The organism is Gimesia maris (assembly GCF_008298035.1).
Classification (GTDB): Bacteria; Planctomycetota; Planctomycetia; order Planctomycetales; family Planctomycetaceae; genus Gimesia; species Gimesia maris.
On sequence record NZ_CP042910.1, the window covers coordinates 1,647,264 to 1,672,762 of the forward strand.

20 protein-coding genes are annotated in these 25,499 nt (G+C 52.0%); 13 read left to right on the top strand and 7 right to left on the bottom strand.

The genetic code is table 11. The features are described 5' to 3' along the window. Position 1 precedes the first annotated feature (1 nt). From GmarT_RS06250 to GmarT_RS06265, 4 genes are all read left to right on the top strand, one after another. A complete protein-coding gene (locus tag GmarT_RS06250) occupies positions 2-2,011 on the top strand; it encodes a sigma 54-interacting transcriptional regulator (RefSeq protein WP_230682360.1) in 2,010 nt (669 codons plus the stop codon). A gap of 503 nt (positions 2,012-2,514) precedes the next feature. Next, positions 2,515-2,841: a hypothetical protein gene (locus tag GmarT_RS06255; RefSeq protein ID WP_002647613.1), complete on the top strand. Its 327-nt coding sequence runs from the start codon at positions 2,515-2,517 to the stop codon at positions 2,839-2,841. A gap of 150 nt (positions 2,842-2,991) precedes the next feature. Then, positions 2,992-4,326 carry an alpha/beta hydrolase gene (locus tag GmarT_RS06260; RefSeq protein WP_149302488.1) on the top strand — a complete coding sequence of 445 codons (1,335 nt, stop codon included), beginning with the start codon at positions 2,992-2,994 and terminating at the stop codon, positions 4,324-4,326. Between the two features lie 382 nt (positions 4,327-4,708). After that, entirely contained in the window at positions 4,709-5,050 is a 342-nt protein-coding gene (locus tag GmarT_RS06265; RefSeq protein ID WP_149302489.1) for a hypothetical protein, read from the top strand. A 200-nt stretch (positions 5,051-5,250) separates the two neighbouring features. On the opposite strand, the gene greA is transcribed toward GmarT_RS06265, so the two are convergent. The 4 genes from greA to GmarT_RS06285 all read right to left on the bottom strand — a co-directional run bounded on the left by greA (position 5,251) and on the right by GmarT_RS06285 (position 9,440). Continuing rightward, positions 5,251-5,727 carry a transcription elongation factor GreA gene (gene greA, locus GmarT_RS06270; protein WP_002647609.1) on the bottom strand — a complete coding sequence of 159 codons (477 nt, stop codon included), beginning with the start codon at positions 5,725-5,727 and terminating at the stop codon, positions 5,251-5,253. A 133-nt stretch (positions 5,728-5,860) separates the two neighbouring features. Beyond that, positions 5,861-7,018: a Gfo/Idh/MocA family protein gene (locus tag GmarT_RS06275; protein WP_002647608.1), complete on the bottom strand. Its 1,158-nt coding sequence runs from the start codon at positions 7,016-7,018 to the stop codon at positions 5,861-5,863. A 58-nt stretch (positions 7,019-7,076) separates the two neighbouring features. Continuing rightward, positions 7,077-8,129 carry a sugar phosphate isomerase/epimerase family protein gene (locus tag GmarT_RS06280; RefSeq protein WP_002647607.1) on the bottom strand — a complete coding sequence of 351 codons (1,053 nt, stop codon included), beginning with the start codon at positions 8,127-8,129 and terminating at the stop codon, positions 7,077-7,079. An 87-nt stretch (positions 8,130-8,216) separates the two neighbouring features. Beyond that, entirely contained in the window at positions 8,217-9,440 is a 1,224-nt protein-coding gene (locus tag GmarT_RS06285) for a cupin domain-containing protein (protein ID WP_002647606.1), read from the bottom strand. A 511-nt stretch (positions 9,441-9,951) separates the two neighbouring features. On the opposite strand from GmarT_RS06285, the gene argC reads away from it, so the two are divergent. Then, on the top strand, positions 9,952-10,965 hold the full coding sequence (gene argC, locus GmarT_RS06290) for an N-acetyl-gamma-glutamyl-phosphate reductase (protein ID WP_002647605.1): 1,014 nt from the start codon (positions 9,952-9,954) through the stop codon (positions 10,963-10,965). A gap of 25 nt (positions 10,966-10,990) precedes the next feature. Beyond that, positions 10,991-12,190 (top strand): bifunctional glutamate N-acetyltransferase/amino-acid acetyltransferase ArgJ, encoded by a 1,200-nt coding sequence (gene argJ / locus GmarT_RS06295; RefSeq protein ID WP_230682359.1) that lies wholly within the window; start codon positions 10,991-10,993, stop codon positions 12,188-12,190. A 130-nt stretch (positions 12,191-12,320) separates the two neighbouring features. Here argJ and GmarT_RS06300 read toward each other — a convergent pair whose 3' ends face one another. From GmarT_RS06300 to GmarT_RS06310, 3 genes are all read right to left on the bottom strand, one after another. Continuing rightward, positions 12,321-12,758 (bottom strand): hypothetical protein, encoded by a 438-nt coding sequence (locus tag GmarT_RS06300; RefSeq protein ID WP_002647603.1) that lies wholly within the window; start codon positions 12,756-12,758, stop codon positions 12,321-12,323. A gap of 185 nt (positions 12,759-12,943) precedes the next feature. After that, positions 12,944-13,396, bottom strand: coding sequence for a hypothetical protein (locus tag GmarT_RS06305; protein WP_149302490.1), 453 nt, complete (start codon positions 13,394-13,396; stop codon positions 12,944-12,946). Between the two features lie 83 nt (positions 13,397-13,479). After that, positions 13,480-18,195 (bottom strand): PQQ-binding-like beta-propeller repeat protein, encoded by a 4,716-nt coding sequence (locus GmarT_RS06310; protein ID WP_187782347.1) that lies wholly within the window; start codon positions 18,193-18,195, stop codon positions 13,480-13,482. A 688-nt stretch (positions 18,196-18,883) separates the two neighbouring features. Between GmarT_RS06310 and GmarT_RS06315 the strand changes: the two genes are divergently transcribed. The 7 genes from GmarT_RS06315 (at position 18,884) to GmarT_RS06345 (ending at position 25,496) form a co-directional block, all read left to right on the top strand. Continuing rightward, positions 18,884-19,510: a 50S ribosomal protein L25 gene (locus GmarT_RS06315; RefSeq protein ID WP_002647598.1), complete on the top strand. Its 627-nt coding sequence runs from the start codon at positions 18,884-18,886 to the stop codon at positions 19,508-19,510. A gap of 55 nt (positions 19,511-19,565) precedes the next feature. Continuing rightward, positions 19,566-20,135 carry an aminoacyl-tRNA hydrolase gene (gene pth / locus GmarT_RS06320; RefSeq protein WP_002647597.1) on the top strand — a complete coding sequence of 190 codons (570 nt, stop codon included), beginning with the start codon at positions 19,566-19,568 and terminating at the stop codon, positions 20,133-20,135. Between the two features lie 127 nt (positions 20,136-20,262). Beyond that, positions 20,263-20,679 carry a 30S ribosomal protein S6 gene (rpsF, locus tag GmarT_RS06325; protein WP_002647596.1) on the top strand — a complete coding sequence of 139 codons (417 nt, stop codon included), beginning with the start codon at positions 20,263-20,265 and terminating at the stop codon, positions 20,677-20,679. An 84-nt stretch (positions 20,680-20,763) separates the two neighbouring features. Further along, complete coding sequence (gene ssb, locus GmarT_RS06330; protein WP_002647595.1) at positions 20,764-21,255, top strand: single-stranded DNA-binding protein; 492 nt, start codon at positions 20,764-20,766, stop codon at positions 21,253-21,255. An 87-nt stretch (positions 21,256-21,342) separates the two neighbouring features. Then, entirely contained in the window at positions 21,343-21,849 is a 507-nt protein-coding gene (rplI, locus tag GmarT_RS06335; protein ID WP_002647594.1) for a 50S ribosomal protein L9, read from the top strand. Positions 21,850-22,052: 203 nt separating this feature from the next. Next, positions 22,053-23,480: a replicative DNA helicase gene (dnaB, locus tag GmarT_RS06340; protein ID WP_002647593.1), complete on the top strand. Its 1,428-nt coding sequence runs from the start codon at positions 22,053-22,055 to the stop codon at positions 23,478-23,480. A gap of 48 nt (positions 23,481-23,528) precedes the next feature. Continuing rightward, a complete protein-coding gene (locus GmarT_RS06345) occupies positions 23,529-25,496 on the top strand; it encodes a hypothetical protein (RefSeq protein WP_002647592.1) in 1,968 nt (655 codons plus the stop codon). Positions 25,497-25,499: the final 3 nt, after the last annotated feature.

The window sequence follows — 25,499 nt, forward strand, 5'->3', positions numbered from 1 at the left end:
CGTGACTTCCTCGGTAGCGTATCTGATCATTCAGGAGCTGGAAGAGCGGGGCAAGGTGTATCGCCTGGTGGATCGTCAGGTGACGACCATCGGCCGCGCGCCGACGAACCGGATTGTGCTCGACGACGAGGTCTGCAGCCGCAATCATTGCGAGATCTTCTATAGCGATTCTGCCTGGTACATCCGAGATCTGGGAAGTCGAAACGGGACGCTGGTACAGGGGATTCCCATCAGCCAGGATTATGAGCTCCAGGAAGGCGACATCGTAGAAATTGGTGACAGTCAGGCGATCTTTACGTTTGATGTATCCCGTTTCTCCTCGCGTCCGACGTCAGACGGCTCCAGTGCCGAGCTGGAGAGTGAGACCATGGGGGCGGGGCATCAGTCCAGTTGGGAAGAGTTCAACGTCCCCGAGATCATCCAGCGAAAGAGTCACACCCGGTTTCACACACCGCCTCCAGTCTCTCATTCTGACCGGGACCGGGATCGAACCAGCCGTGAGCTGGGGCGCCTGTATCGCCTGGCGCTGGATATGGGCAATGTCCAGTCCGAGCAGGAACTCTCGCAGATTGTCCTGAACGGGCTGTTTGAGGGAACGAGTGCGGATATCGGGGCTATTTTGTATTTTGATCCGGCCCAGCAGCAGCCCCGCAAGCCTGAACACCTGAAGGTCATCGCTTTTCAATCAGTCGACGAGTTGCCTTACCAGAAGCCTTCCCACTTCCTGTCAGAGATGGTTTTTGATGAAGGGGATGCGATTCTGGCCCACAATATCGCGGATGACAGCAAGCTGTCGACGCGGGACAGCCTGGGGAAAATTCATGCCCAGAGTGTCATCTGTGCGCCGTTGCGAAATAAACGGGGGGTGGCAGGACTGATCCACCTGTATTCGACCAACCCCGATAATCCGCTGGATTCAGATGACCTGGAGTTCACACTGGCTCTGGCGGATCAACTGGCGATTTCCTTTCAGAACCTGAGTGAGAAGCTACGACTCTCCGATGGTCTGGCGCGGATGGAAGGCGAGAATAAAGCACTGAGGGAGCAACTGGAGCTCGAGAGTGAGCTGGTCGGGAAAAGCCCCAGTATGACTGCGATGAAGGCACAGATCCTGCGGATTGCCCCTACAGATGCCAGTGTGCTGATTCGTGGTGAGAGCGGCGTTGGTAAAGAGCTGGTAGCGAGAGCGATTCATTTCAACAGCCAGAGAAAGAAACAGCCTTTTGTCTGCATGAACTGTGCGGCTCTCAGTGAGGGTCTGCTGGAGAGCGAGCTGTTCGGGCATGAAAAGGGGGCCTTTACCGGTGCAACCGGTCAGAAGCCTGGTAAATTCGAACAGGCACATAAGGGGACTCTGTTTCTGGATGAAGTCGGGGAAATGTCCCTGGGGGTGCAGGCAAAGTTTCTACGGGTTCTGGAAGGGCATTCCTTTGAGCGGGTCGGCGGCAGTGTATCGATCAATGTTGATGTGAGGGTGGTTGCTGCGACAAACCGGGATATGGAGAAAGCGGTTGCAAAAGGGATCTTCCGGCAGGACCTCTATTTTCGATTGCACGTGGTAGAGGTCAGCGTTGACCCGCTACGGGTACGTGCGGACGATATCCTGCTGCTGGCCGATTATTTCCTGAATCGCTTTGTGGTGAAAACAGGGCGACCGATTCGCGGATTTACCGAGGAAGCCAAGGAGCTGCTGGAAGCGTATCACTGGCCGGGTAATGTCCGCGAACTGCAGAATACGATCGAGCGGGCTTTTATCTTGTGCACCGGCGACGTGATAGACGCTTCTGATATCCAGTTATCCGCCGTCGGCATGGAAAGCGATCCTCAGAATGTGCTTCCTGCCGCTCATACCCGGTATCGGGAAGTTTCACTGGAGATCATGGAGCAGGAACATATTCTGGCAGTGCTCAATAATACCAACTGGAATAAATCGCGGTCGGCTCAAATCTTGGGAATTGAACGTTCCACTTTGGATCGGAAACTGAAACGTTACGGGATTCATCGCCCCTGATCTGTGAACGAGTGCTACTGTTGAATGTTGTCACCATGTGGTTTTGATTCATCAAAATCCAGCAGATTCAGCCGAAACGGCAGGCGAAATCTGAATCTCAGGCGAGAGTTACCTGTTGAGGGATTCGATTTCAAAGTAGTTTGCAAAAATGTCAAAAATCTTGTTGACATTTTACCATAAAAACTAAAGAATTGTCCTAGAAACAGGGGATACCTAATAGGTGTCCTCTCTTGCGGTTTTCAACTGCAGCCAAAAAAATTCGGGATGTTTTTTAACCACTAATTTAGAAGAGTTTCCCACCTGAAAAAACTTCCCACACCCTTGGAGGGTGTTGCTTTCAATCTCCCAAATAACGCAATGGATGCGTACGCTACGAGCGATTGAATTTCTCGGTTTGGTAGAGATGACTGATTGTTTTGTTCCACGTAGAAGGTTTGTTCACTCATATGGTATGGGTGGAGATTCTGGACTTTTGTAATTGTTGTTGGAGAAAGAAGAAGAGAATGTCGGCATTTTTGATGGGTACGGATGACGTTGAGACTCTTTCATACGAACTTGAAGATGATCAGTCATTGGTCAGCTACGAAGATGGTGATTACCAGGATTTTTCTGGTGAAGGGTATGATCCCAACTTCGATGCTCTGTTCGGTGAAGAAGAGTACCGCGAAATGGGCATTAACCCAGACGAAGCAACACAGGCGAAGCCTGGTTCAGAACAGAAGGTTCTGATGCTGGCTGCTCGCTATGCTGCTGGTCTACCACTCTGGAATAACAGTGATTGTTACGATCACGGTCCAGGAGAAAACCTGCTGCAGGGACTTCTTGCTTAAAATCATCGATTTCGCAGTGTCTTTTTCACAATGCGAATCGTTATGTTTTCGATAGAAAAGGGTCTTCAGGCAATTGACTGAAGACCCTTTCCTTGCGCTGAGACAGAATGTTCATACCGCTTCCGCTTTGTGGAGAGGTGGACTGACGACATGAGGCAAACGATCTTGTCTGGAGTCATGTTACTCCTTGCTACAATCGCTCTGGAGACCAGGGCCGCAGAGCAGGCTGAAAATACTCCTGAGAGTCTGGCCCGGGAATTCGTCACACAACTGGCTCAGGGGGACTACAGAGAGGCTGTCAGCAGCTTTGACAGCAAGATGAGTCATCACCTGCCTGAAGACAAGCTGCAAAAGCTCTGGGAAGGGATTTCTGGTCAGTGGGGAGAACTTCAGGAAATTCAGAGTATCCGGCTGCAGAAAGTTCCGCAGTATCAGATTACTCTCGTAACCTGTCGCTTCGAAAAGGGGCTATTGGATGTGAAGGTCGTCTTCGCTGCAAACCAGCAGATCGCTGGTTTGTTTTTTCTGCCTGCAGGCCGCTATCAAAGCCCCTCTTATGTCAAGCCGAACCGGTTTAAAGAGACCGAAGTTACCATCGGGACCGGGCTCTGGTCGCTACCAGGGACGCTGTCAGTACCGGTAATGGGTAAGAAGGTGCCCGCGGTTGTGCTGGTGCATGGTTCCGGCCCACAGGATCGCAATGAAACGACTGGTCCAAATCAGCCCTTTCGTGATCTGGCAGAAGGGCTCGCGTCACAGGGAATCGCTGTTCTGCGCTATGAGAAACGCACAAAGCATCATCGATTGAAGATGGTGCTCCTGTCGGAAAGTCTGACCGTCAGGGAAGAAACGATTGATGATGCGGTGGCAGCGGTTCAGTTTCTCCAGTCGCAGGCGCAGATTGACAGAACCCGGGTTTTTGTTCTGGGGCATAGTCTGGGGGGCTACCTTCTTCCCCAGCTGGGAGCAGAAGCGCAGGGGATTGCCGGGTTGATCAGTCTGGCGGGCTCCGCACGACCCCTGGAGGAGATCGTACTGGAACAGGTGAAGTATCTTTCCGCGCTCAACGGCGAGGCTGCCGCGGAAAGCCAGCAGAAGCTTCAAGAACTGGAAAAACAGGTTGCGATGGTCAAATCTCTGGAGCTGAAGCCCGAAACACCCGCCGGGCAACTTCCTCTGGGAATCCCCGCCAGCTACTGGCTGGCCTTGAGAGGCTATGATGCCGCAGAGCGTGCCAGAACGCTCCAGGTGCCTCTCCTGATCCTGCAGGGGCAGCGGGATTATCAGGTGACGATGGATGACTTCGCCAGGTGGAAGCAGGCTTTAAGGAACCGGAAGGATGTCAGGTTCATTTCCTACCCGAAGCTGAACCACCTCTTCATGGCAGGCGAGGGGCCGGGGACTCCTGCGGAGTACATGATTCCCGGAAATGTGGCTGAGGAGGTGGTACGGGATATTGCGGCCTGGATTGACGATCAGAAGTAGTTGATGGATCAACTTATCAAGGCAGACAGTTCAACCGGATTGTGCTTGGTTTCAGGCTATGGTTCGTAAGGATCATTTACCGGGATGCGTTTCTGCAGGTGTTCGCACACTTTTTGTGCATTTGTTTGGGGATCAGCAAAAAAACGACGCATGCTCAAGCTTGATTTTCGGGCCTCTCTATTTACAGCGGATTAAGATTCGGTTCAAAGTTGAATTGACTAAGTGTTGTGTGTTGAAACAGATACGATAATCGCGTATCACAGTCAGCGTATCGCGATTGCTGTTTTTTTTGAACAGTTTTCTTTTCGGCACATGATTCGCGAATGTCCTGAAACCAGTACAAAACAAAGCCGACACACTTTTTTTAAGTTGGATGATTGCAATGTCTTTGCAAATTTTACAAAAGCCAGAGCGTACCGTTGCAGAAGAAACAATCACAGCAGAAGCTCTTATGGAGCGTGCGAAAAGTACACCTCCCCGGGAAGTTGCCCCGCGGTTCACCGCAGCCTGGGATAGCTGTCCTGCCCCTGCGAGGCTGGAGTCTGAGATTCAGTCTGGTACTCATCACCAGGTTCAGAATGTCAAAGTTCGCTGTGATCACGCAGGAATTACGGTGTATGGCGTCAGCTCCAGTTACTACCTGAAGCAGCTGGTGACACAGACCGTGCAGACATTTGCACCATCGATTCCTTTAATGAATCGTGTGCTGGTTCAGGCTAAATAACCTGTTGCCGGTTGAGAACAGCATCTGCGAGGCACGTGGGCCTCTGGTTGTGGGAAACTGAGATGCTCTCAATCTGTGATTGAAATCAGCCCGGGAAGTCTGATGACTCTTTTTCTGCTGTCTGGAACGAAACGATATATAAAAAAGCGGCGTGAGAAATATCTCATGCCGCTTTTTATTTTTTTGGTCCTGGAATAATATCAGTCTTCAATTTGAATCACTTCAAATTTCAGTGTTCCGGAAGGGACTTCGACTTCGACTTTATCTCCCACTTTCTTGTTGAGCAGACCTTCTGCAAGCGGACTTGAAGTGAGAATCTTCATGACTTCACCCAGGTAATCTTCTTCGCCAGGTCCTACGAACTCGTATTTCTCATCCAGTCCATCATCCAGATTTTTTACGGTCACGATTGAGCCAAAGGTAACGACGCCTTTCGGCATTGTCGACTTGTCTGCGATGTAGCAGTTGGCCAGTTTGGATTTCAGCTGGTTGATTTTCGCCTGTGTCATCCCCTGTGCTTCACGTTGGGCATGGTATTCGGTATTTTCTTTCAAATCACCTTCCGCGCGGGCATCTGCGATTTTTTCCGCGATTTCAGGCATGACGTCGCTTTCCAGATGACGAATTTCTTCGCGCAGCTTATCATAACCTTCTTGTGTGATTGGATGACGGTCCATCTTTTTGGCTCCCGATTCGTGCTAACTTCAGTTTTCAGATTCATTATATAGCAAAAACGGGCGACGCGGAGTGCCACCCGTTTTTACAAAGACTTGTTATGCAGGCATTATAACAGAAAACGTGCCTGCAATGCTATGCTATTTCAACCCATTGCCTGTCTTTGGCACTTTGCAGCACCGCGTCACAGACCTTCTGTGTTTCCAGTGCCGCACGGAAGTCGGGCTGGGTTGGTTTACCAGTATCGAGTCCCTGGAAAAAGTCTGCCAGGGCATTGGTAAAGGTGTGTTCGTATCCGATGGTACAACCGGGAACCCACCAGTGATCCATGTAAGGATGCTCGAAGTTGGTGACATGAATCCGTCGCCAGCCGGTCACATGGTCTTCGACTTTCTCACCGGTCGTAGGATTGGCATATTCAAAATACTGCAGGATCTGCGGATCTTCCAGATCGAAGAAGACCGAACCGTCTTCGCCGTTCAGTTCGAACGTGTTGAAGTTTTTGCGTCCGCGGGCATAACGGGAGCTTTCGAAGGTTCCCATTGAGCCATTGGCGAAACGGGCCAGGAACATGCAGGCATCGTCGATTTCGACTTTCGTCTTTTCGCCGGTTTCCTGGTGAACGCGTTCTTTGATGAAGGTTTCCGTGGCAGCGGAGACCGAAGTGATCGGCCCGTTAAGCCAGATGGCCGAGTCGATCGAATGAGCCAGCAGGTCGCCTGTAACGCCACTCCCGGCGACTTTCGCATCCAGACGCCAGAGTGTGGCACCCCCCTGGGGAACGTCTTCGGCGATCGTCCAGTCCTGCAGATAAGCGGCCCGGTAATGGAAAGGGCGGCCGATACGTTTTTCGTCGACCAGCTGTTTCGCCAGCGTAATTGCAGGGACACGGCGGTAGTTGAACCAGACCATGTTCGCGACGCCTGCTTTTTCGATAGCGTCTGTCATCGCGACTGCTTCGGCGGTGTTCATGGCCAGCGGTTTTTCGCAGAGCACCATTTTACCGGCTTCGGCAGCTGCAATGGCGATATCGTGATGGGAATTGTTGGGGGTGGTGATGTCGATCAGGTCGATATCGTCCCGCTCAATCAGCTTACGCCAGTCGGTTTCGTAGGACTCCCAGCCCCAGTTGTCAGCGAAGTCTTTGATTTTGTCTTCACTGCGGGCACAGCAGGCCTGCAGAACAGGCGTGTGTTCGATGTCAAAGAATTTACCGACTTGTCTATAAGCATTGGAGTGGGTACGTCCCATGAATCCGTAGCCGATCAGGCCGACGCGTACGGGTTTGCTCATTGGTGTGACTCCTTCAATATGAAAATTCAGGTTGAGATTGAAATAAAATTAAGCAGGATCAGGACCAGCCGTGGGCTTTTCTGACATTAATCATGGCTTCCAGGATGTCATTCCAGGTTTGCGGACTCATCATGATCTCGTTGGAGAACATGCAGCCATCCCAGCAGATATGTTCGAATTTCTTCGTGGGATTACCGCTTTCATCTTTGAGCCAGTAACCAGCCCGTTTGACGATATCGAGCTTGCCATTAGGGTCTTTAGGCAGGCAGTGGCGACCGGTTTTGTCGTGGGAACCGGTGCCGTGCACGGTGCCATCATTCTGGGCAACGTGGAAATCGATCGTCCAGGGGCGCAGGGCGTCGGTCAGGGTTTTGTAGGCCGCGTCGAAGGTCGCTTCATCACTCCAGTCGAAGTCCTCGGGGAGCAGGCGGTCTTCGGGGGCGTTATAACCCATCAGGTAGAGCAGGGTGTGTGACATGTCTGCCTGGAAACCCAGCGTGTCAGGGCGATCGACCATTTCCAGCAGTTGGACCATGCGTTTCCAGCTGTGCATGCCTCCCCAGCAGATTTCGCCTTCGGCAGCGAGGCGTTCGCCATGATCGGCGGCGATGTCGGCGGCCTGTTTGAAGGTTTCCGCGATTTTTGCCTGATTGCCTTCGGGATCGCCCACCCAGTCACTCACGCCGGCTGCAGAGTCGAGACGCACGACGCCGTAGGGACGAACGCCCAGTTCGCGCAGTTTCCGGGCGATGGTGCAGCCTTTGAGGACCTGTTCAAGGAACTGGCCGCGTTCTTCGGCGCTTCCCATGGCAGAGCCACCCCCTGTGGGAGGCCAGACGGGAGCCACGACCGAACCGATGACCAGGTTGCGACATTGAACTTTTTCGGCCAGTTGTTTCAAGTCGTCATCGGAGGAGTCGATACTGACGTGAGGATCAAACAGGAACAGGTCGGTCCCGTCAAATTTGATGCCGTCGACTTCCGCGGCAGCGGTTAAGTCGAGCATGGTATCCAGGTCGATGGGAGGTTCGGAATCAGGGCCTTTTCCGACCACACCCGGCCAGGCTGCATTATGAAGTTTGGGTAAGGTGTTAGCTGCGTTATCACTCATGAGACGGTCCTTCATGTTAGCAGGAGTTGAGAGATCAAAAAGAAAACTGCCCGAGAGTTCGGGCAGTTCCTGTGTGATGGGTCGGCTTTATTTACGGTAATCGCCAATGTTGGGTGCACTCGGGCAGGCATCGGGACCGAAGTAACGGAGTGAAACCAGTGGCTCACTGCCGGTATTTTCAATCGTGACACCCGCTTGTGCGGTTTTTTCGGTCACGAAGACTTCATCTTCGGTCATTTCACCGAAGCGGATCATGGCAGGTGTCTGCAGTCTCAGATTACCGATGGTGCCTTCACCCTGAACCGTGATCCAGCTGTAAGCGCCGGTGTCCTTGATGGTCACTTTCGCGCCGGGATCGACGGTCAGTTCTTTCGCGGTGAAGAGCTGTTCGCCTTTGACTTTGCCGTACACGATCCAGCGATCGACATAACCGTCGGCAGCAGTATCGCCAATGGCGATTGGTTCCAGGTAGTTATTATCCTTGAAGTTCGGATCCACGTTGGCTTCCCAGTCAAGGGCATCGACGAGATATTCATTATCGTCGTGCTTGTCTTCGGGGAAGTCCTTGGTCAGCAGTGAGCGGGGAACTGCCCGGCCTTCCACCATGGACTGATACATGCCGAACACGTCGCTGCCCCACTGTGGTTCGTAAGTCACGAGACTTCCCGGGGCGTGTAGAACGCAGGGGGGAATCAACCAGCCGGTCCCCGGTTTGAGGCGATAGGCTTTGGAAAGATCGAGAATTCCGTTGTCGCCGTCATTCCAGCGGTCCAGACAGTCGATCACATCCTGTTTGGTGGTACCGGGTTCCAGTCCCATGAACGTGTAAGGAAAATTGTTACCGATGGCGTTCATCTGGGGAGGGAAGTAGTAGGATTCGGGTTTACCTTCCTGCCCGACTTTGGCAGCCTGTTCGGCGTTCTGGTGCATGTGGTGAGGAATGGGTCCCATATTGTCGAAGAATTTCGAGTAGACGGGCCAGCGATTGTATTTGCCCCAGATGCTATCGCCGATGATTTCGGCACCGAGTTCGCTGATGGCATCCCGCAGAGTGAATTTTTCACCGCCGAAAACGCAGTAGCTTAAGCCTTCGTCATCGGGTGCGCCTTCGTTCGCAGCGACAGTTGTAGAGCCAAACCAGCGTTCGTCAATTCCTCCGCGGTGGGTACCTAATGCATAGTAATCATTGGGATGCAGTTTCAGGCGGCGACCAGGCTGCAGAAATGATCGGGGAACCCATGTCGGGGACAAACGAAAAATTCCACCACCTTCAGTCAGCGCATCGGCGGCTAATTTGGCAACGTTAGACATTCTTTCCTCTTCTTTATTCCGTGTTGAACTGGCACATGCTCGCTGGCAACCCTGATGACGACCTCACCGAAAGCATCATCTATTGTGAGGGACCGGAGCACAGGCAAATTGAATGGCTGTCGAAAACGACCTGAATCAATGATTTTATTGTGATGTTTCCACCCGTTTTTGAAAAGGAAACCGAATTGTTTTTGCCGCTTAATTTGAAAGAATCACAGTCAAAATCGGTGTGGGCGTTGACTTTGTTGATTCTAAACAATCATTATTAAATCTGCATGATGACCTGTTCTGCCAATGTCAGTCAGCTCAGCATGTGGCGCTGATTTGATTTTCCTCAATCTGCTGCTCTGCCAGTGATTACCTGGCAGAATCTGGATAAAGCGGGTGATCCTTTCTGGACAGTTACTTGTCGTCATCGTAATCAGGCTTAGAATGGACGTTTTGAAACTATAGTGGCAGACGTCGGTCAGTTGACGACTTCTGCAGAGAATTTTAGTCGGATCAGGAAATAATGACAAAAGTTGCCATCATGGGAGCCACCGGTTATGCGGCTCTGGAACTCATCAAGATTCTGCTGCGAAATCCAGACGTGGAAATCGTGGCGTTGACATCTCGCTCAGAAGAATCGCCTCATATCAGCGAAATCCATCCCTGTCTGACCGGTCGCCTGGATCTGTGCTGCGAAGCATTGACGCCAGCCGAGATTGCCGAACGTTCTGACTTCGTATTCTGTGCACTCCCGCATGTGGCGAGTATGGAAGTCATTCCTGATCTGCTGGCAGAAGGTTGCCGGGTGGTGGATCTAAGTGCCGACTACCGGTTGAGTGATCCTGCCGTCTATGAAAAATGGTATCACCATGTGCATATCGATCCGACGCGGCTGGGAAGTACCGTGTATGGTCTGCCCGAATTGTGGTCGGAAAAAATACCGGACGCCGACCTGATTGCCAACCCCGGCTGTTATACGAGTACGGCGATTCTGGGACTGGCGCCATTGATGGCTGCCGGCCTGATAGAACCAACGGGCATTATCATTGACGCCAAAAGTGGTGTGAGCGGTGCCGGGCGGAACCCCAAGCTGGGAACCCTGTATCCGGAGTGCAATGAGAGTATCACCGCGTACGGCGTGGGAACCCATCGGCATACTCCCGAGATCGAAGAAGTACTGACGACCGTGGGGGGGGAAGAAGTAAAGGTAACCTTCACACCTCACCTGACGCCAATGAACCGGGGGATACTGGCGACCATGTATCCCCGCCTGACGAAAGCTGTCAGCCGCGAAGAACTGCTGGGCGTGTATCGAACTTTTTATGAAGGCAAGCCGTTCGTCCGAATTATTGATGCGATCCCGGCGACGAAGAATGTATCGGGAACCAATTACTGTGATATTTCGGTGCAATTTGCCGGCGATCAATTGATTGTGTTCTCCGCCACCGATAATTTGATCAAGGGGGCAGCCGGTGTTGCCGTCCAGAATTTCAATCTGATGGCGGGTTATCCGGAAACCACGGGCCTGATCGTCTGAAACTATTTACCGCGAGGAGAGGCAGTTGACTGCTGACATGATTTTACCCCGGGGATTTCGTTCCGCCGGCCTGGCCTGTGGAATCAAAGAAAAAAAAACGACCTTTGATTTATCGCTGTTCGTCTCTGATGTGCCTTGCGCGGGAGCGGGAGTGTTTACGAAAAACCAGGTGTGTGGTGCCCCGGTGAAAGTATCCCGAGAACGGGTGCCCGGCGATTCGCTGCGGGCGGTTGTGATCAACTCGGGCAATGCGAATGCCTGTACCGGGGAGCGGGGAATTGAAGATGCCAAATGGATGACCGGACTGGTGGCTGGCGGGCTGGGTGTTGCTGCGGAAGATGTGCTGGTCTGTTCGACCGGAATCATCGGGCGATTTTTGCCTCGCACGCCGCTGGAAGCGGGAATACCTGCAGCGATTGAACAACTGGGCGCGGATGCAGAATCATTTCTGAACGCAGCCCGGGGGATGATGACGACCGATACGGTTCCCAAACAGTCGACGCGTGTTGTGAGTGTCGGCGGACAGGAAGTTCGGGTGAGTGGTGTCGCGAAAGGAGCCGCGATGATTGCTCCCAACATGGCGACCATGTTATCGGTGATCATGACGGACGCGCCCCTCGATGCGACCCAGACCGATCAGATGCTAAGGCACGCCGTTGATCGCAGTTTCAACTGTGTTTCTGTTGAAGGCCATACGAGTACGAGTGATACGGTGATTTTACTGGCCAATGGCGCCTCGGAGGCCCATGAATTATCGGAAACAGAATTGACTCAGTTACAGACCGCGCTGGACGAAGTGGCGATGGAACTGGGGCAGGCTATCATTCGGGATGCGGAAGGGGCCGACCATTTCGTGACGATTGAAGTTTCCGGCGCTGCAGACCGCGCAGACGCAATGGAAATTGCCCGCACCATTGCCAATGATGCGCTGGTGAAAACAGCGATTGCCGGCTCTGATCCCAACTGGGGGCGGATTGTTTCTGCCTCCGGGCGGACCAGCGTGAAACTGACAGAGCGGGATATTGTACTGCATATCAACGGGGCGCTGATTTATGAAGACGGGAGACCTGCCGACTATAACGAACAGGCAATCTCGGATGGGATCAGGCAGAACCGGGATGTTCTGATTCAGGTTCGCCTGCCCTTTGGCGAGGAGCAGGTTGTGTTCTGGACCAGCGATTTGACGCAGGAATATGTAAGGCTGAATTCGGAATACACGACGTAATCAAACAGGATGCATTCAAACAAAAAAAGAGCGGGAGTTTTATTTAAAACTCCCGCTCCCGATATACGCTCAGCATACTGGCCCGCAAATGGATGCTGAGGAAAAACTGATTCAGTCAACTGGAAAGAGATTACTTTTCAGTGACTTTGAATCCTTTTTCGAAGGCTTTGTCGTTGAAGATCAGTTTGATCTGTGCATCGCCTTCTGCTTTGGCTGCTTTACTTTTGCAGTTTCCACAGCAGAATTTCACTTCTGTACCAGCAACTGTTACTGACTGAGCTGGGTTAACTGGTTTGCCGGCGAAGGGGCAGTTAACCTGCTTGGCCTGACCGGTTGCAACCAGTTGCATGTTGGCTTTGGCAGCAAACTTCTTGGGGTTGGCTGTGAAAGCAGCTTTGCATTTGCCACAGCAGAGGCTGACGGTTCCGCCTTTGTAGTCAACTGTCTGAGCGGGGTTGGCAGGTTTGCCGGCGACGGGGCAAACTGCTTTACCTGCTTCAGCAGCAAAACTCTGACCAACAAATGCAGCGACTGCAACTAAAGCGGCGATAGATAATACTTGACGCATGGGTTTCTCCTCGAAAGTTTAAAAAATTGTCGTTGTTACAAAATAGTACAGCACATAGACGAAAGCAGGTTCCGTTCCGGTTTTCCGCTGCAGAATTCAGATTCGGCAGGGAAGCGCGCAAGAGTAAGACTAGAGTGTCTACTGCTTGAGAACGGAGCGGGCCAATCCGGTTTTGTATTAAAAAACTAGATTAACCAGAGGCAGAAGTGCGCGCAAAACTCCCCTGAAGAGTAAGAAATTTCAGGGGGACGCCGCTCAAAATTGCGTGAGACGGCGGGGCGGACAGGGTGAGTGAGCTGAGCAGTCAGGTCGATTGATTCGAACTGACTGCGTAACTGCTGCTCTAACTCGACGGTTTTTACAGAGACGGTTGCAGCGGTCTGCGAAAACGTCTGCTGGCAGTGGCAATTCGGTTTCTGACATTGAGTCTGCTTGTGATTCGACTCAGGCTGTTTTTTCGTAATGGGGGAAGTCCGGCAGCAGCAGGATTTCGTCGGGACCTCCGTATCAGAGGCTGATTTGCTGCAACAGCAGCCTTTGCCCTGGCTGGTCTGCTGCTGGCTGCATTCGCAACCCGAAACCGGGGCGGCTGGTAAAACCAGGCAAGCAATCAGAATCAGAACTAAGAAACGGTACATGGACGCTTTCTTCAGTTTGACAGAAAAACCATCGCGAAACGCCCTCATTGTATTTTTATGAGTCTTGTTTCGCAAGTCGTAATTTAATTCTTTTCAGTCGTCTGCTTTTCTGCGGGGGGCTGTGGTGCAGCCCGCTTCTGGTCCCGGATTGCCAGTTCATCGGCATCATACAGACGAATTCTTGCATTATAAGTCAGGATTTCTATCATTTTCTGCCCATAATCGACATTCAAATCTCTGATATTGGAATCAATGGGGGCATTCCAAGTGAGCAGGCTCTCCCCCGTCCGCTTGTTAATCGCCTGGAGATGGATAATGCTGGTGGATCGATTTCCCCTCCGTTTGTAATCTCGCGACACCAGCAGGATCACGGGCAGCAGATTCTGCTGGTCGAGAACCAGATGTTGATTATTAATTTCCTGGCTCCAGAGTCGTTTCCCGGTCTGGCGATTGAAGGTGTAAAGCATCCCGTTGATGGGGATCGAAGGAATATTGACCGAAATGGAGTTATGCGAGGGGGAATGTGCGGCGAAATAAATCTGTTCCCGATCTGCAACCAGGTAGAAATTCTGATGATCTTTGAGTTCCGCCCGCGGGATCCCTTCCAGTTCAGAACGCTTTCCGTTGCGGAGGTCAATGACCAACAGCTGACCTTTAGGGCCGAGAACTGACAGGTAATGGTGGCTGAACAGGCCAAATTGCGAGTCACGGGGAAAATCCAGTTTCCAGTTGAATTCCTTAGACTGGGGATGAAAACTGAAGAGGGAACTGACGCCGGCTGTCAGACCTGGCAGTTTTGTGTCTTCCGCAGATGAGATCGCGACGAACGCCGATTCACCCTGATAAATGGCATTCTCCAGGTACTGTCCAGTTTCTCCAATCTCCACCAGCTGGCCGTCACTGACCCGCAGGATCTTTCTGGTAACACGATCCCGGGTGACCAGATAGATCATGCGATCATCGCCGAGCACGCGGGTTTCTTTGTCGACATTCTCATGGGTCCAGCGAACTTTTCCGGTCCGGGTATCAATCATGACGATCTGCCGACGACTGTAATAGCAGGTATAGTCAGCATTCGCGGCGGCGATCATTCCGACTTTGCGAATGGCGATGGAGGGGTGGTGTCGATGCACAAGAGTGGATTCATTTCCCAGTTGGGCCGGTGTCAGGCGATAGGAGCTGGCGTAATAGCGGTTGGCCTGTTCCTTCTCCAGCTTCTGGCTCCAGATCAGTCTGCGATCGACCAGATCGAAGAAGTGCAGCATGTCTCGATGCTGCAGAATCAGATTGTGCCCGACCACATCACTTTCATTAAAGCTGGACGAGCGGGACTGAATGGATGACCGCAGGGGTGTCGACCACATCTGCTGGTTTCCTGCAGGCTGATCCATCGTCAGCCGATTTTGTTTTGGATCGACTGAAAGAATCAGCGAACGGTAGAACGGCAGGCTGGAATCACTGGTGTCCAGAGTGTTCTCCCGCGAAGAATAATTTCTCGACGAACCGCCTACGATCAGTTTCAGATTGTGGGGACGCCAGCTTTCCGGCAATGCTTTCTGATTGAGTGTCTCTAGCTTCTGATGATATTGCTCCTGGAATTGTGCAGCAGTCAGATTCTCTGCGACAATCAGGTTGGGATCAAGCTCCGAAAGTTGATTCAGGTAATAAGCGGCGTCATCTGTCAGGTTGAATTTCATGCAGAGTTGCACCATTCCGGCCAGCGCTTCCGCTGTATGTTCTGGCGATTTCCGTTTCATCAGTTTGGTCAGCCAGAGTTCCGCTTCAAAGAATTTCTCCGATTGCATTGCCGTACTGATTTGAAATCGCAGGACTGGAATGGAGGCATCAAGGAAGCCGAACTGCTGCAGAAAACGCTCTCTGGTATCGTTGTCTGCCGCTAGAATCTTCCGGGTGCGCTCGTCGATCTGTTGCGTAAACAGTTCCTGTTGTTCGGGAGTGGCCTGTTGCCAGAGGTCAGCCGCCTGTCCCGCGATCCAACAGTCAATCTGCGTTTCTGTAGCGCCTGTTTTGATAGTTGCCTCTGCAGGAGCAGTCGCGAGTTCGAGGAGAAATTCCAGGGCCGTGGAAAATTCTTTACGAGCCCGGGCTCGTTCGACGAGCAGCCTCTGCAGTTCAATGCGTTCTTTTTCCGAGGTGACCTGTTGTTTCAACTGCGGGATCAGTTCGTCATACTGCTGGAAATTCGAGCGAATGATCGAGGTCAGGCAGTCGATCATCAGTGCCTGGTACTGAGGTCGACGTTTCGCAGGGAGCTGCTGGGGGTCGATCCGTCGCAGTTTCGTCAGTGCCTGTTGATGGTGGTGGCTCATCATTAACAGTTCTGACTCTTTAAAGAGTACCAGCGGGTCACTGGCATTCTGTTGTTTCAACTGTTCAATTTCTGCTTCGAAGGTCTGTTTCTGTTCGAAGCTGACCAGTCCTGCAGCGCTGAGTGACAAAAACTGCCCCTGGTAGATGATCAGGTTGCCCAATGGTTGACCGGGATGGGGGCTGAAAAGTTTATTCAGAATGATGCCAGACTTGACGTCAAAGGTCCAGATCTGCCCGCTTTGCAGAGGGACGTGCAGACGCTGATCGGCGATGACTGCCTGGCCTGAAGGGAGGCCGGCTTCGGAATCAAAGCTTTTGCTCCAGACGGTTTTACCATTCGTCAGTGAGACCGCATGTACGCCATTTAAGCCAACCAGCAGAATCAGATTGTCGACGACTCCCGCCAGGTAGAGGGAGCTTTCTTTGGCGCGGCGGGTCCAGCAGGGGGAACCGGTAATCAGATCGAGGCAGACTAGTGTTTCGTCATCCTGGGGCGTATAAATTACCTTGTTTCCGCTGATAATGGGTGCAGAAGGGCACCAGCGCTGGTTCAGGGGTTCCCGGGTGGTCTGGTTGATGTGATTGAACTGCTGGTTGTTTCTGCTGCTGCTGGCCGGTTCGTATCTGGTGGACCAGAGGATGGAATGATTCAGACGATCGATGGCGGTCAGGAGTCCGATTGTGGTGGGACAGATAATGACCCCCTGGTCAATTGCGACAGGAGCAATCCACCAGCGGCGGACCATGTCGAGTTCAATATCCTGATCGGGGTTGCCAATCTGTTGTGACCAGCGTTCTGCACCCGTTTCCGGATCGAGGGCATACAAGCGGATTTCCCGGTCCCGTTCGCCGATAATATAAATTTCGTTTTCAGCCGGAGTGGGAGCACCAAAGAAAAACGTTCCCGCCAGTGGCAGGTCGAACGGTTCTTCAAAGCGGGTTCCCCCCACTTTCCATTTTGGCTGGCCGGTTTTCAGATCGTAGGCAACCAGTTGATTGCTGGACCAGAAATCTGTTTCAAAGCCGCCCCGCTGTCTCAGGCGATTGAAATTCCGTGTAGAGCCGGAACTGCCGAGGTTCAGACGCATGCTCTCCAGCACGAACAGGTGTTTCCCGTCGCTGCTCTGGCTGCCCCAGTTGGCATTTCTGTAGAGCAGGCTGGTTAAAGCATGTGAGTCGGGATCTGTTCCTTTATAAGGAGAAAAGGACTGTGGTTCCTGTTCCGCATCGAACAGTCCTCGGGCCTGTGGAGTGTTACTGCTTTTGAGCTGGGCATTGATATAGGCTGTTTCCGGCGAGTTTTCCAGAGCGGCTTCCCAGAGTGGCATTCCCGTGCGGGCTTCAAGTACCTGTACTCCTTTAAGGGTGCGGAAGATGACTTTTCCATCGATTGCTAAAGGTGGCAGAGCGGGGATGGTAGCATGTCGCGCGCTGGTGAGATCTTCCTGAATCAGTTGCAGCTGGATTTGAATCGAGTGATTTGATGTGAGAGGGAAAGACCAGCGAGGGATCAGTAAAGGGTCGGCAGCCTGAGCGCGCGCGGCATGATTGGGGGAGCCGAACAGCATCGGCCACTCTGTCAGCATCAGGTTTGCGGTCGTCTGCAGAATTTCCTGTTTCTGTAACCACTTGAGCGGGCTTTCGTCCGCGCCACCTATTTTGATGGACTGATCGGGGCCGGCAGGCGCATCGTCGGCCTGGATCAGTTCTGCGACCAGTTCTTCATTTCCTGTCTGTTTAAAGATATAGGCTGCTTTTGTTCTCCACTGCCGCGACCTGGTGATCGGGGCATTCAGTTTCAGCAGGCGTTGCAGGTATTGTGCAGCCAGGCCAAATTCGCCTCGATCGAGATGGTAAGAAGTCAGGTAGTTCATGGCTGCAAAGCCGGCGGGAGTGCTGGCGAACCGGGTAGCGATTTCTGCATAAGTCTCAGGAACTGCATTGCTCTGCAGGGCATCCGTGAGCAGTCTGCTGGCCAGCGATTCATACTGGCGCGTGAATTTTTCCTGCTCTTCATTCGGAAGCAGGTGCAGGAGTTCGTAAATCAGCTCGCGGTCAGTGATCAGTTGACGGTCGCCATCAATGTGAACCGGCAGGTTCAGGCTGTTTTCCAGCATTAATTGCAGTTTTTCACGGGCTGCCTCCCATTGTTCTCCGTCAATTAACTGCTGCACACTTTTGAATCGTCGTTCCTGTTCGAGATCCTGGGGAAAACGGTAATAGTCGGGGCTTTTCGATTGAGCGGGTTTATTTGCCTGTTGCGCCGGGTTGGGTTTTCCAAACCAGCCCTGAATGATTTTCTTCAGGGGATTGAGTGCATTCTGTGCGGGGGCCGGTTTCTGGGCATTGGGTTGAAAGGGATCCTGTTTTTCCTCCGGTTCCTCTGCAGAAATTCCTGAGATGGGGAGCAGGAGCAGGCAGGTTATAACGATTAAAACGTTGGTTCGGTTTATTCTGATTGAATTCATCCACGCAGCCTTATGGTTGTCTGGCAGGGGGATTGATTGCCAGAACATTTGAGTCACTCTCACTCTATTCTACAGCCTGCACTGCCAGAGCCAATACGTAATCTGCAGGAATCCCGCTCAGTCGGAATCATTGCCGTCTGTACGATCAATCGGGGGGAGCTGGTTGAACTGGTGGATGTGTTTGTGTACACTTTTCTGGTGGAAAGAAAAAGTTGGTCTGATCCTGACGGGTAGAATCGACTTATGAAAATGAAAAAAACAGTGTGTCTTGGAACTTTCAAGCAAGATAGAGGGGGGAATCGGTTGCAGATTTGTGCGCGGGAAGTTATTTTTGCACGCTTCAACTATCGCAAACTGGTGAAGTACCAGCCGCTCAAGCGGGTGGAATCGCTGGGATTGCCCTTGGATCATATGTGCTTTTCGGACGGAACTGCCTTCTCTGTCTGGCTTTAGCCTGTGCCCAAAATCAATGGATGTGTCTCCGGGATCATTTAGTTCCGAATGAGATGGAAAACAGATCGATATGACGAGGCACTCCATTGATCACTGATCAGGCGGGGGCACTGGTTGATCATCAACAGTATTTGCAGTATTTAACGACATAGTGTCAGGTAATAGATTCAAAAGTCTTTAATGGAAGAGTGGCACGACGTGAGTCGTGGTAATACTCCTCGAGGAATGTTGGGAAATGTCAGACGATTTTGTATTGCAGAAAATCAGTGCTACGAAGCGTGAAAAATTAGGCTCGATCGAAAGTCGACATATTCGTCGTGCTGGTCGGATTCCAGCAGTGGTTTACGGCCACGGTCAGGATCCTGCACATGTGAGTGTGGATGAGCATGACCTGCAGGATCTGGTCAAGAACCGCGAACGTGTGTTTGAGATCGACGTGGATGGTAAAGTTGAAGAAACCATGTTGCGAGATCTGCAGTGGGATACATTCGGAACACAAATTCTGCATGTTGACCTGATCCGAATCAACGCTTCGGAACGAGTGACTCTGGAAGTTCCCGTGCGTCTGCGGGGTACATCGCCTGGTGCGACTGACGGCGGAATTCTGGAGCAGCCATTGCATGCACTGGAACTGGACTGTCTGGCTCACAGTATTCCTGATTACATTTCCGTGAAAATCAATGCACTGGAAATTGGCGATGCCATTCATGTCAGTGATATTGAAGTGCCTCGTGGCTGTAAGATTCACAATGATCCGGAACTGGTCGTTGTGCATGTGCTGGCACATGGTGCTGAAGAAGCAGTGCCTGCAGGAGAAGAAGAAGCAGAAGTCTCTGAACCAGCAGAAGCAACGGAAGAGTAAGATCACCACGCGTGATCAGTACAGGTTAAGAAAATAATATCTGGCGGGTGTCGCTGTGAAAGTGGTCGTAGGACTGGGGAACCCCGGTAAAAAATACGAACGAACGCGTCACAATGTCGGGTTTGAAGTGTTAAGTCAATTGGCAGAGTGGCACGGTGCACCTGGGTCACGCAGCCAGTTTGAAGCGGAAGTCACTGAGATTTCCTGTGGCGGCGATAAGGTGTTACTTGTTGCACCGCAAACATTTATGAATTTAAGTGGTCGCAGTGTTGCCGCTGTGGCAAAATTTTTCAAACTGCCAGCCACTGATGTGATGGTTGTTTGTGACGATATGAATCTGCCTGTCGGGCGTCTCCGGTTACGGGGCTCTGGTTCTGCAGGTGGGCAAAAAGGATTACAGGATATTATCCAGAAGCTGGGTACCCAGGATGTGCCACGCCTGCGAGTAGGTGTGGGGCGGCCTCCTGCGGGATTTTCAGCAGCGGATTATGTCTTGGGACGATTTCAGGGGAAACAGGAATTCGAGCTGATCGCAACGGCAGTCGACAATGCTGCCCGTGGGATTGAGTGCTGGGTTCAGAGTGGACTTGAAATGGCCATGAACCAGGTCAATGCACCTGAGTAAACAGATCCCGGTTTGGTTGAACCGGCAATAAGAAATAAATGAGAATTGGATCATCAATCTGGCTGAATTATATCAGTCAAATTATTCCGGGAGAAAAGTCTTGTCTGTAGCAGAAAAAAAAGCAGTTATGGTAAATTACGAAGGTATGTTCCTGCTGGACAGTGGCAAGTTTGCTGCTGATCATGAAGGGACCATTGCTCATCTGATGGAAATCCTGGATAAGGCTGGTGCCGAAATTGTGGCACATCGTCCCTGGCAGGATGGAAAACTGGCATATGAGATTGAAGGCCATATGAAAGGTCTGCATTATCTCGTGTACTTCACCATGCCTGGCAGTGGTATGGACGTGATTACCCGTTCCTGCCACCTCAGCGACGTTGTAATTCGTCAGATGGTGATCAAGCAGCCTCAAACACTGTTTGATGCGATGGTTTCCGCCATCGACCCCAGTTCTGCTCCAGAAGCACCGGCAGAAGAGGTCAAGGGACAGTCAGATGATGATGGTCCTGAATACGATGCCATCGACGATGATGATGAAGAATAGAGTTTCATCGCCGGTTCGATGATTCATAAGGAAGTTCTTCTGGAATGTTCCCGTTTATAACATTCAAGCTCAGGGAGGCCAATTATGGCCAGTTTTAATAAAGTCATACTGGTAGGCAATTTGACACGCGACCCACAGGTACGCTATACACCGGGGGGGAGTGCGGTCGCGGAAATTGGTCTCGCTGTGAATCGCAGCTGGTTTGACAAGAACTCGAATTCCCGCAAAGAAGAAACCACGTTCGTTGACGTGACGCTATGGGGACGCACTGCAGAAGTAGCCAGCGAATATCTGACCAAGGGGCGTTCCGTTCTGATTGAAGGTCGTCTGCAACTGGATCAGTGGGATGATAAAGAGTCCGGACAGAAACGGAGCAAGCTCAAGGTGGTAGGCGAAAACATGACCATGCTGGGCGGCAAAGGTGAGTCTGGCGGCGGTGGTGGTGCACCATCGGGTGGTGGTGGCGGATATGCCTCACGTGGAAACGCTCCTTCGCAGGGTGGCGGTTCCAGTCCGGCAGATTCATTTTATGATGATACGCCTGGTGGGATTCCTGATGATGATGTGCCCTTCTAATTGTGGCATGGTTGCTGGTGAATGACACCGCAGGTAACAGTTTTTTAAAACGATTGAATAAAACAAGAATTACGGAAGTGACTGATAATGGTTCGTAAACAACGTAACGCCGCTGTCGTCGGTAGTACCAAATCGTCTATCGAAGTATTGCTGGCAGAAAAAGTAGATAGCCTTGGTGAGCAGGGTGATATTGTCCGGGTTAAACCTGGCTATGCCCGTAACTTCCTGTTGCCTTATGGTCTGGCAACGATTGCGACTGATCACAATAAATGGATGGTCGTCCAGCACCAGAAGCGGATGGCCGAACTCGAAAAAGACCGTCTGAAGTCATTGAAGAATCTCGCTGACAAATTGAGCAAGCACAGCGTGACAATGGAAGCCAATGCGAACGAAGATGGCCATCTCTACGGTTCCATCGTTGCCGTCGACATCAGCAAGTCTCTGAAAGAGGGTGGCTTTGATATCGATGCAGAAAGCATTCGCCTGGAAGGTCCCCTGAAAGAACTGGGGATGTACACCGTGAAAATGCAGCTGCATGAGAAGGTGAAAACCGAAGTTAAAGTCTGGGTCGTACCGACTGCAGAAAAAAGCTGAGGCTGGTCTGGTAAGAGAAATTTTACCAGTCTGGGATTCGAAAATAAGAGAGAGGTCCGGTATATTGCCGGGCCTCTTTTTGTTATATATGATTGCGCTCGCAGTGTGGTCTGATTTGCTGTTTGCCGAGGCAGAGGGTTGATCTGGCCAGCGTGCTGCAGAGAGAACTCACTTCTTATTGCCAACAGAACCAGGGGATGGTTATGTCAGTCGCCGGTAAAGGAAATTTTCGCCGCCCGAAGCAGGAATCGGTCGAAGAGTTATTCGGCAAGGTTCCACCGCAAAACCTGGATGCGGAAAAAGCGGTGCTCGGCGGGATTCTCCTGGATAATGTGGTGATTGATGATCTGGTGCAGATTGTCAAAGCCAACCACTTCTACAGCGACAAAAACACGCGGATTTTCGCCGCGATTCTGCGCCTGCATGATGCGGGGGTGCGCGGCATCGATGCGGTGACAATAGCTGAGGAGCTGGATTCGAAAGGCGAGCTGGAAGAAGCGGGCGGGGTATTGTACCTGCATGAGATTCTGGAAAGTGTTCCCCACGCGGCCCATGCTGAATACTATGCGAAAATTGTCCGAGATAAATCGGTACAACGGACCCTGATTCATTCCTGTACGGAAATCATCCGTGAAAGTTATGCGCCGCAGGGAGACACCCTGGACGTATTGAATAAGGCAGAGCAGAGTATCTTCAGTATTCTGGAACAGCAGGGAGAAGGGGATAAGATCGAAATTCGCGACATCCTGATGGATGCCTTCGATCGAATTCACGAGCGCTCTCAAAAGGAAGGCATGCTGACCGGGCTGACGACGGGTTTTCTGGATCTGGATACCCAGATCAATGGTTTTCAGCCCTCTGAGCTTATCATTCTGGCAGCTCGTCCTTCAATGGGAAAAACAGCGCTGGTCTGTAACTTTGCCGAAGCGGCTGCCGACGAGGGAGCAACTTCGACGATCATTTTCAGTCTGGAACAGTCGAAACTTGAGTTAGCCGAACGTCTGCTCTGTATTCGTTCCGGTGTCAACGGTCACTCGCTGCGTGCGGGTGATCTGGAAGATGACGAACGCCATCGTCTGATTGAAGCCTCGTCAGAGCTCAGCGAAATGCCCCTGTATATCGATGACAAACCGGGGCGAACGATTCAGGAAATCAGTGCGATCTGCCGACGATTGAAGCGGCTCAGTAACCTGGGGCTGATCATTATCGACTATCTGCAGTTGATTGAACCGGAAGATAAAACGATGCCGCGTGAGCAGCAGATTGCGTCGATCACCCGTCGTCTGAAAGGGCTGTGTAAAGAGTTGAACATCCCGATCATTGCACTGGCGCAGTTGAACCGTGGTGTTGAATTGCGGGATGACAAGCGACCGCGACTGGCCGACCTGCGAGAGAGTGGTGCCATCGAACAGGATGCCGACCTGATCATGTTTCTGCATCGTCCTGATAAATACGATCCGGAAGACAGTCCCGGCCTGGCAGAAGTGGTGGTGGCCAAGCACCGAAGTGGTCCGACCGGGATTATTAACCTGACCTGGATGGCATCTTCGATGCGATTTGCCAACTATGCAAATCTGGATATTCCCGAAGGGGGCTACATGGGTGACAGCGGGGGTGGTGGTTTCGGTTAATCACAGTCTGCCTGATACCGGTGGCTCTTAAAATACGGAGGAAGTGAAATGAAATCGACCTCTGATTTGAAGTTCAAACTTGTGTGTCTACTGATCGCTGCGGTGCTGGCGGATTGTTGTCCGGAGTGTGGCCCGATATTCGCCGCAGACTCCCCCGCTGCTGAAGCGATTCCCTTCAGAATTGAAGCCCCGTATGCCTGGAACCGCAGTGATCGCTATGTGCCACCGGATTTTCAGTCTTTTTTTCCGGACGACAAAGAGGCCGGTAAACAGCTTGACCTGATGCTGGAAGGAAAGCTGAAGGTAACGGGTATTGACCAGCGGCTGTCCCTTATCAGACGTGGGTTGCGGCATTGCACGAAGCATCGAACGACATTGCTGGGGCAAGTGGGAAATCAGTATATCTGGAACCGGGAGCAACAGGATCCCCGTGCCATCGAGTTGATGTATCATGCGAGTGTCTGTGACGATGGTGGAGTTGCTCACTATGCGATGTATCATGGCCCGACGGTAGTGTCACAGCGGTCATCCAACCTCGTGCGGATGCTGATGGAGCAATATCCAAAGCTTGATGCGCAGATGCAGCAGCGGATTGCCTGGGGCATGCGAACCTATGGCGACAAAGCACAGACGCGGACGTTGCTGCTGGGGCTGCTCGAGGATCACCGACAACTGGTTGATTTGACTGTTGCGGGGACACTGGAGATCTGGAAGACGGTGTTTGAGACCGATCCGCCGGAGCTGGGGCGCTTTGATGACGTTGGTTTGTGGATGATAGCCTTTCATCGGACGGATGTTTCTGTCACACATCCCCGGGCTGCTGAACTGCTGCGTGAAATGGTTCTCAAGCCGTTGCGTGGTCAAGAAGAGCTGTTGCTGGAATATGTGACCCGTGTGAATGAAGGGCGAGAGACGGCTGTTGTCCTGTTGAAGGGACTGAAGGCCCGCCGGTTGCTGGTAGACTATCTTGAAAAACGGAATTATACGGAACTTGATTTCAACGAACTGTTTTCGGCGCGGGTCCTGCAGAAACGTCGTCTTCAGGAGTTTGCGCGATTTCTGCCGGTGGATGCTCCTGCCAGCAGGCTGCCTGCTTATACGCGTCCATCTGCAGGTCAGGTTTATGCTTATCAGGCAGCGGAATTTGTAGCTCCCGATTATCAGTCCTTCTTCGCAGATGATGTCCAGGCGGGGCAGAAACTGGATGAGCTGTATGAGAACCGGGAAAAACTGGTAATTACAGATCGCGAATTGCTGGAGTTGTTTCGACGCGGGCTTCGTCGATCCTCTTCACCGAATACAATGTTCGGGTGGATTTCCGGTGCACTGGGCTGGCCCCGTGATCCCCGTCTGACCGAGATTTTCTATCAGGCGCTCGACCCGAAGGGACCCGAAGATGTGCGGAAGGCCGCTCTCTATTATGGGTTTGGGCTGGGAACCGACAAGACCAGGAATGTTCTGCGAGCCCTTTTTCACGTCTATATGGCTCCGCCGTTCGACGACACGACCAATCGAAACATGCGGTCGCGAATTTTGTGGAGCGTCCGCGATCATGAAGATGATAAATACTACCTGTCGACCCTGTTTGCAGAGGCGTTACGCGAGCATGCGAAGCTGTCCGACGTGGCGCTGCAACAGGCTGACAGTGCGTACAAACAGCTGACAGGCGAAGATCCACCCAATGCAGATGAATACAGTTCGCGAGGCGTGTACCTTGTCATATTTGGCGATGAGTCGGCGAGTACAGTCCCGGCTTCAAAGCAATCTGTTTCTCAGAGACTTGGCGAGTCACCGCATCTTCTCGCAAAAAAACATCTGGAGGAAAAGGGGGAGGTCAATGTCATGGTGCTCGTACGGGGACCTGCCGGGTTGAAGTGGCTGATCGATAATCTGCAGACCGAACCGAAGTTGCCCATCTATTACGCGGGCCTGCTGACCCCTGAGTTGATTGAAAAAGCGAACAACCTGCAGGAGTTTAAAAAATATCTGCCAGAGGAACCGCCGGGCAAAAATTGACGC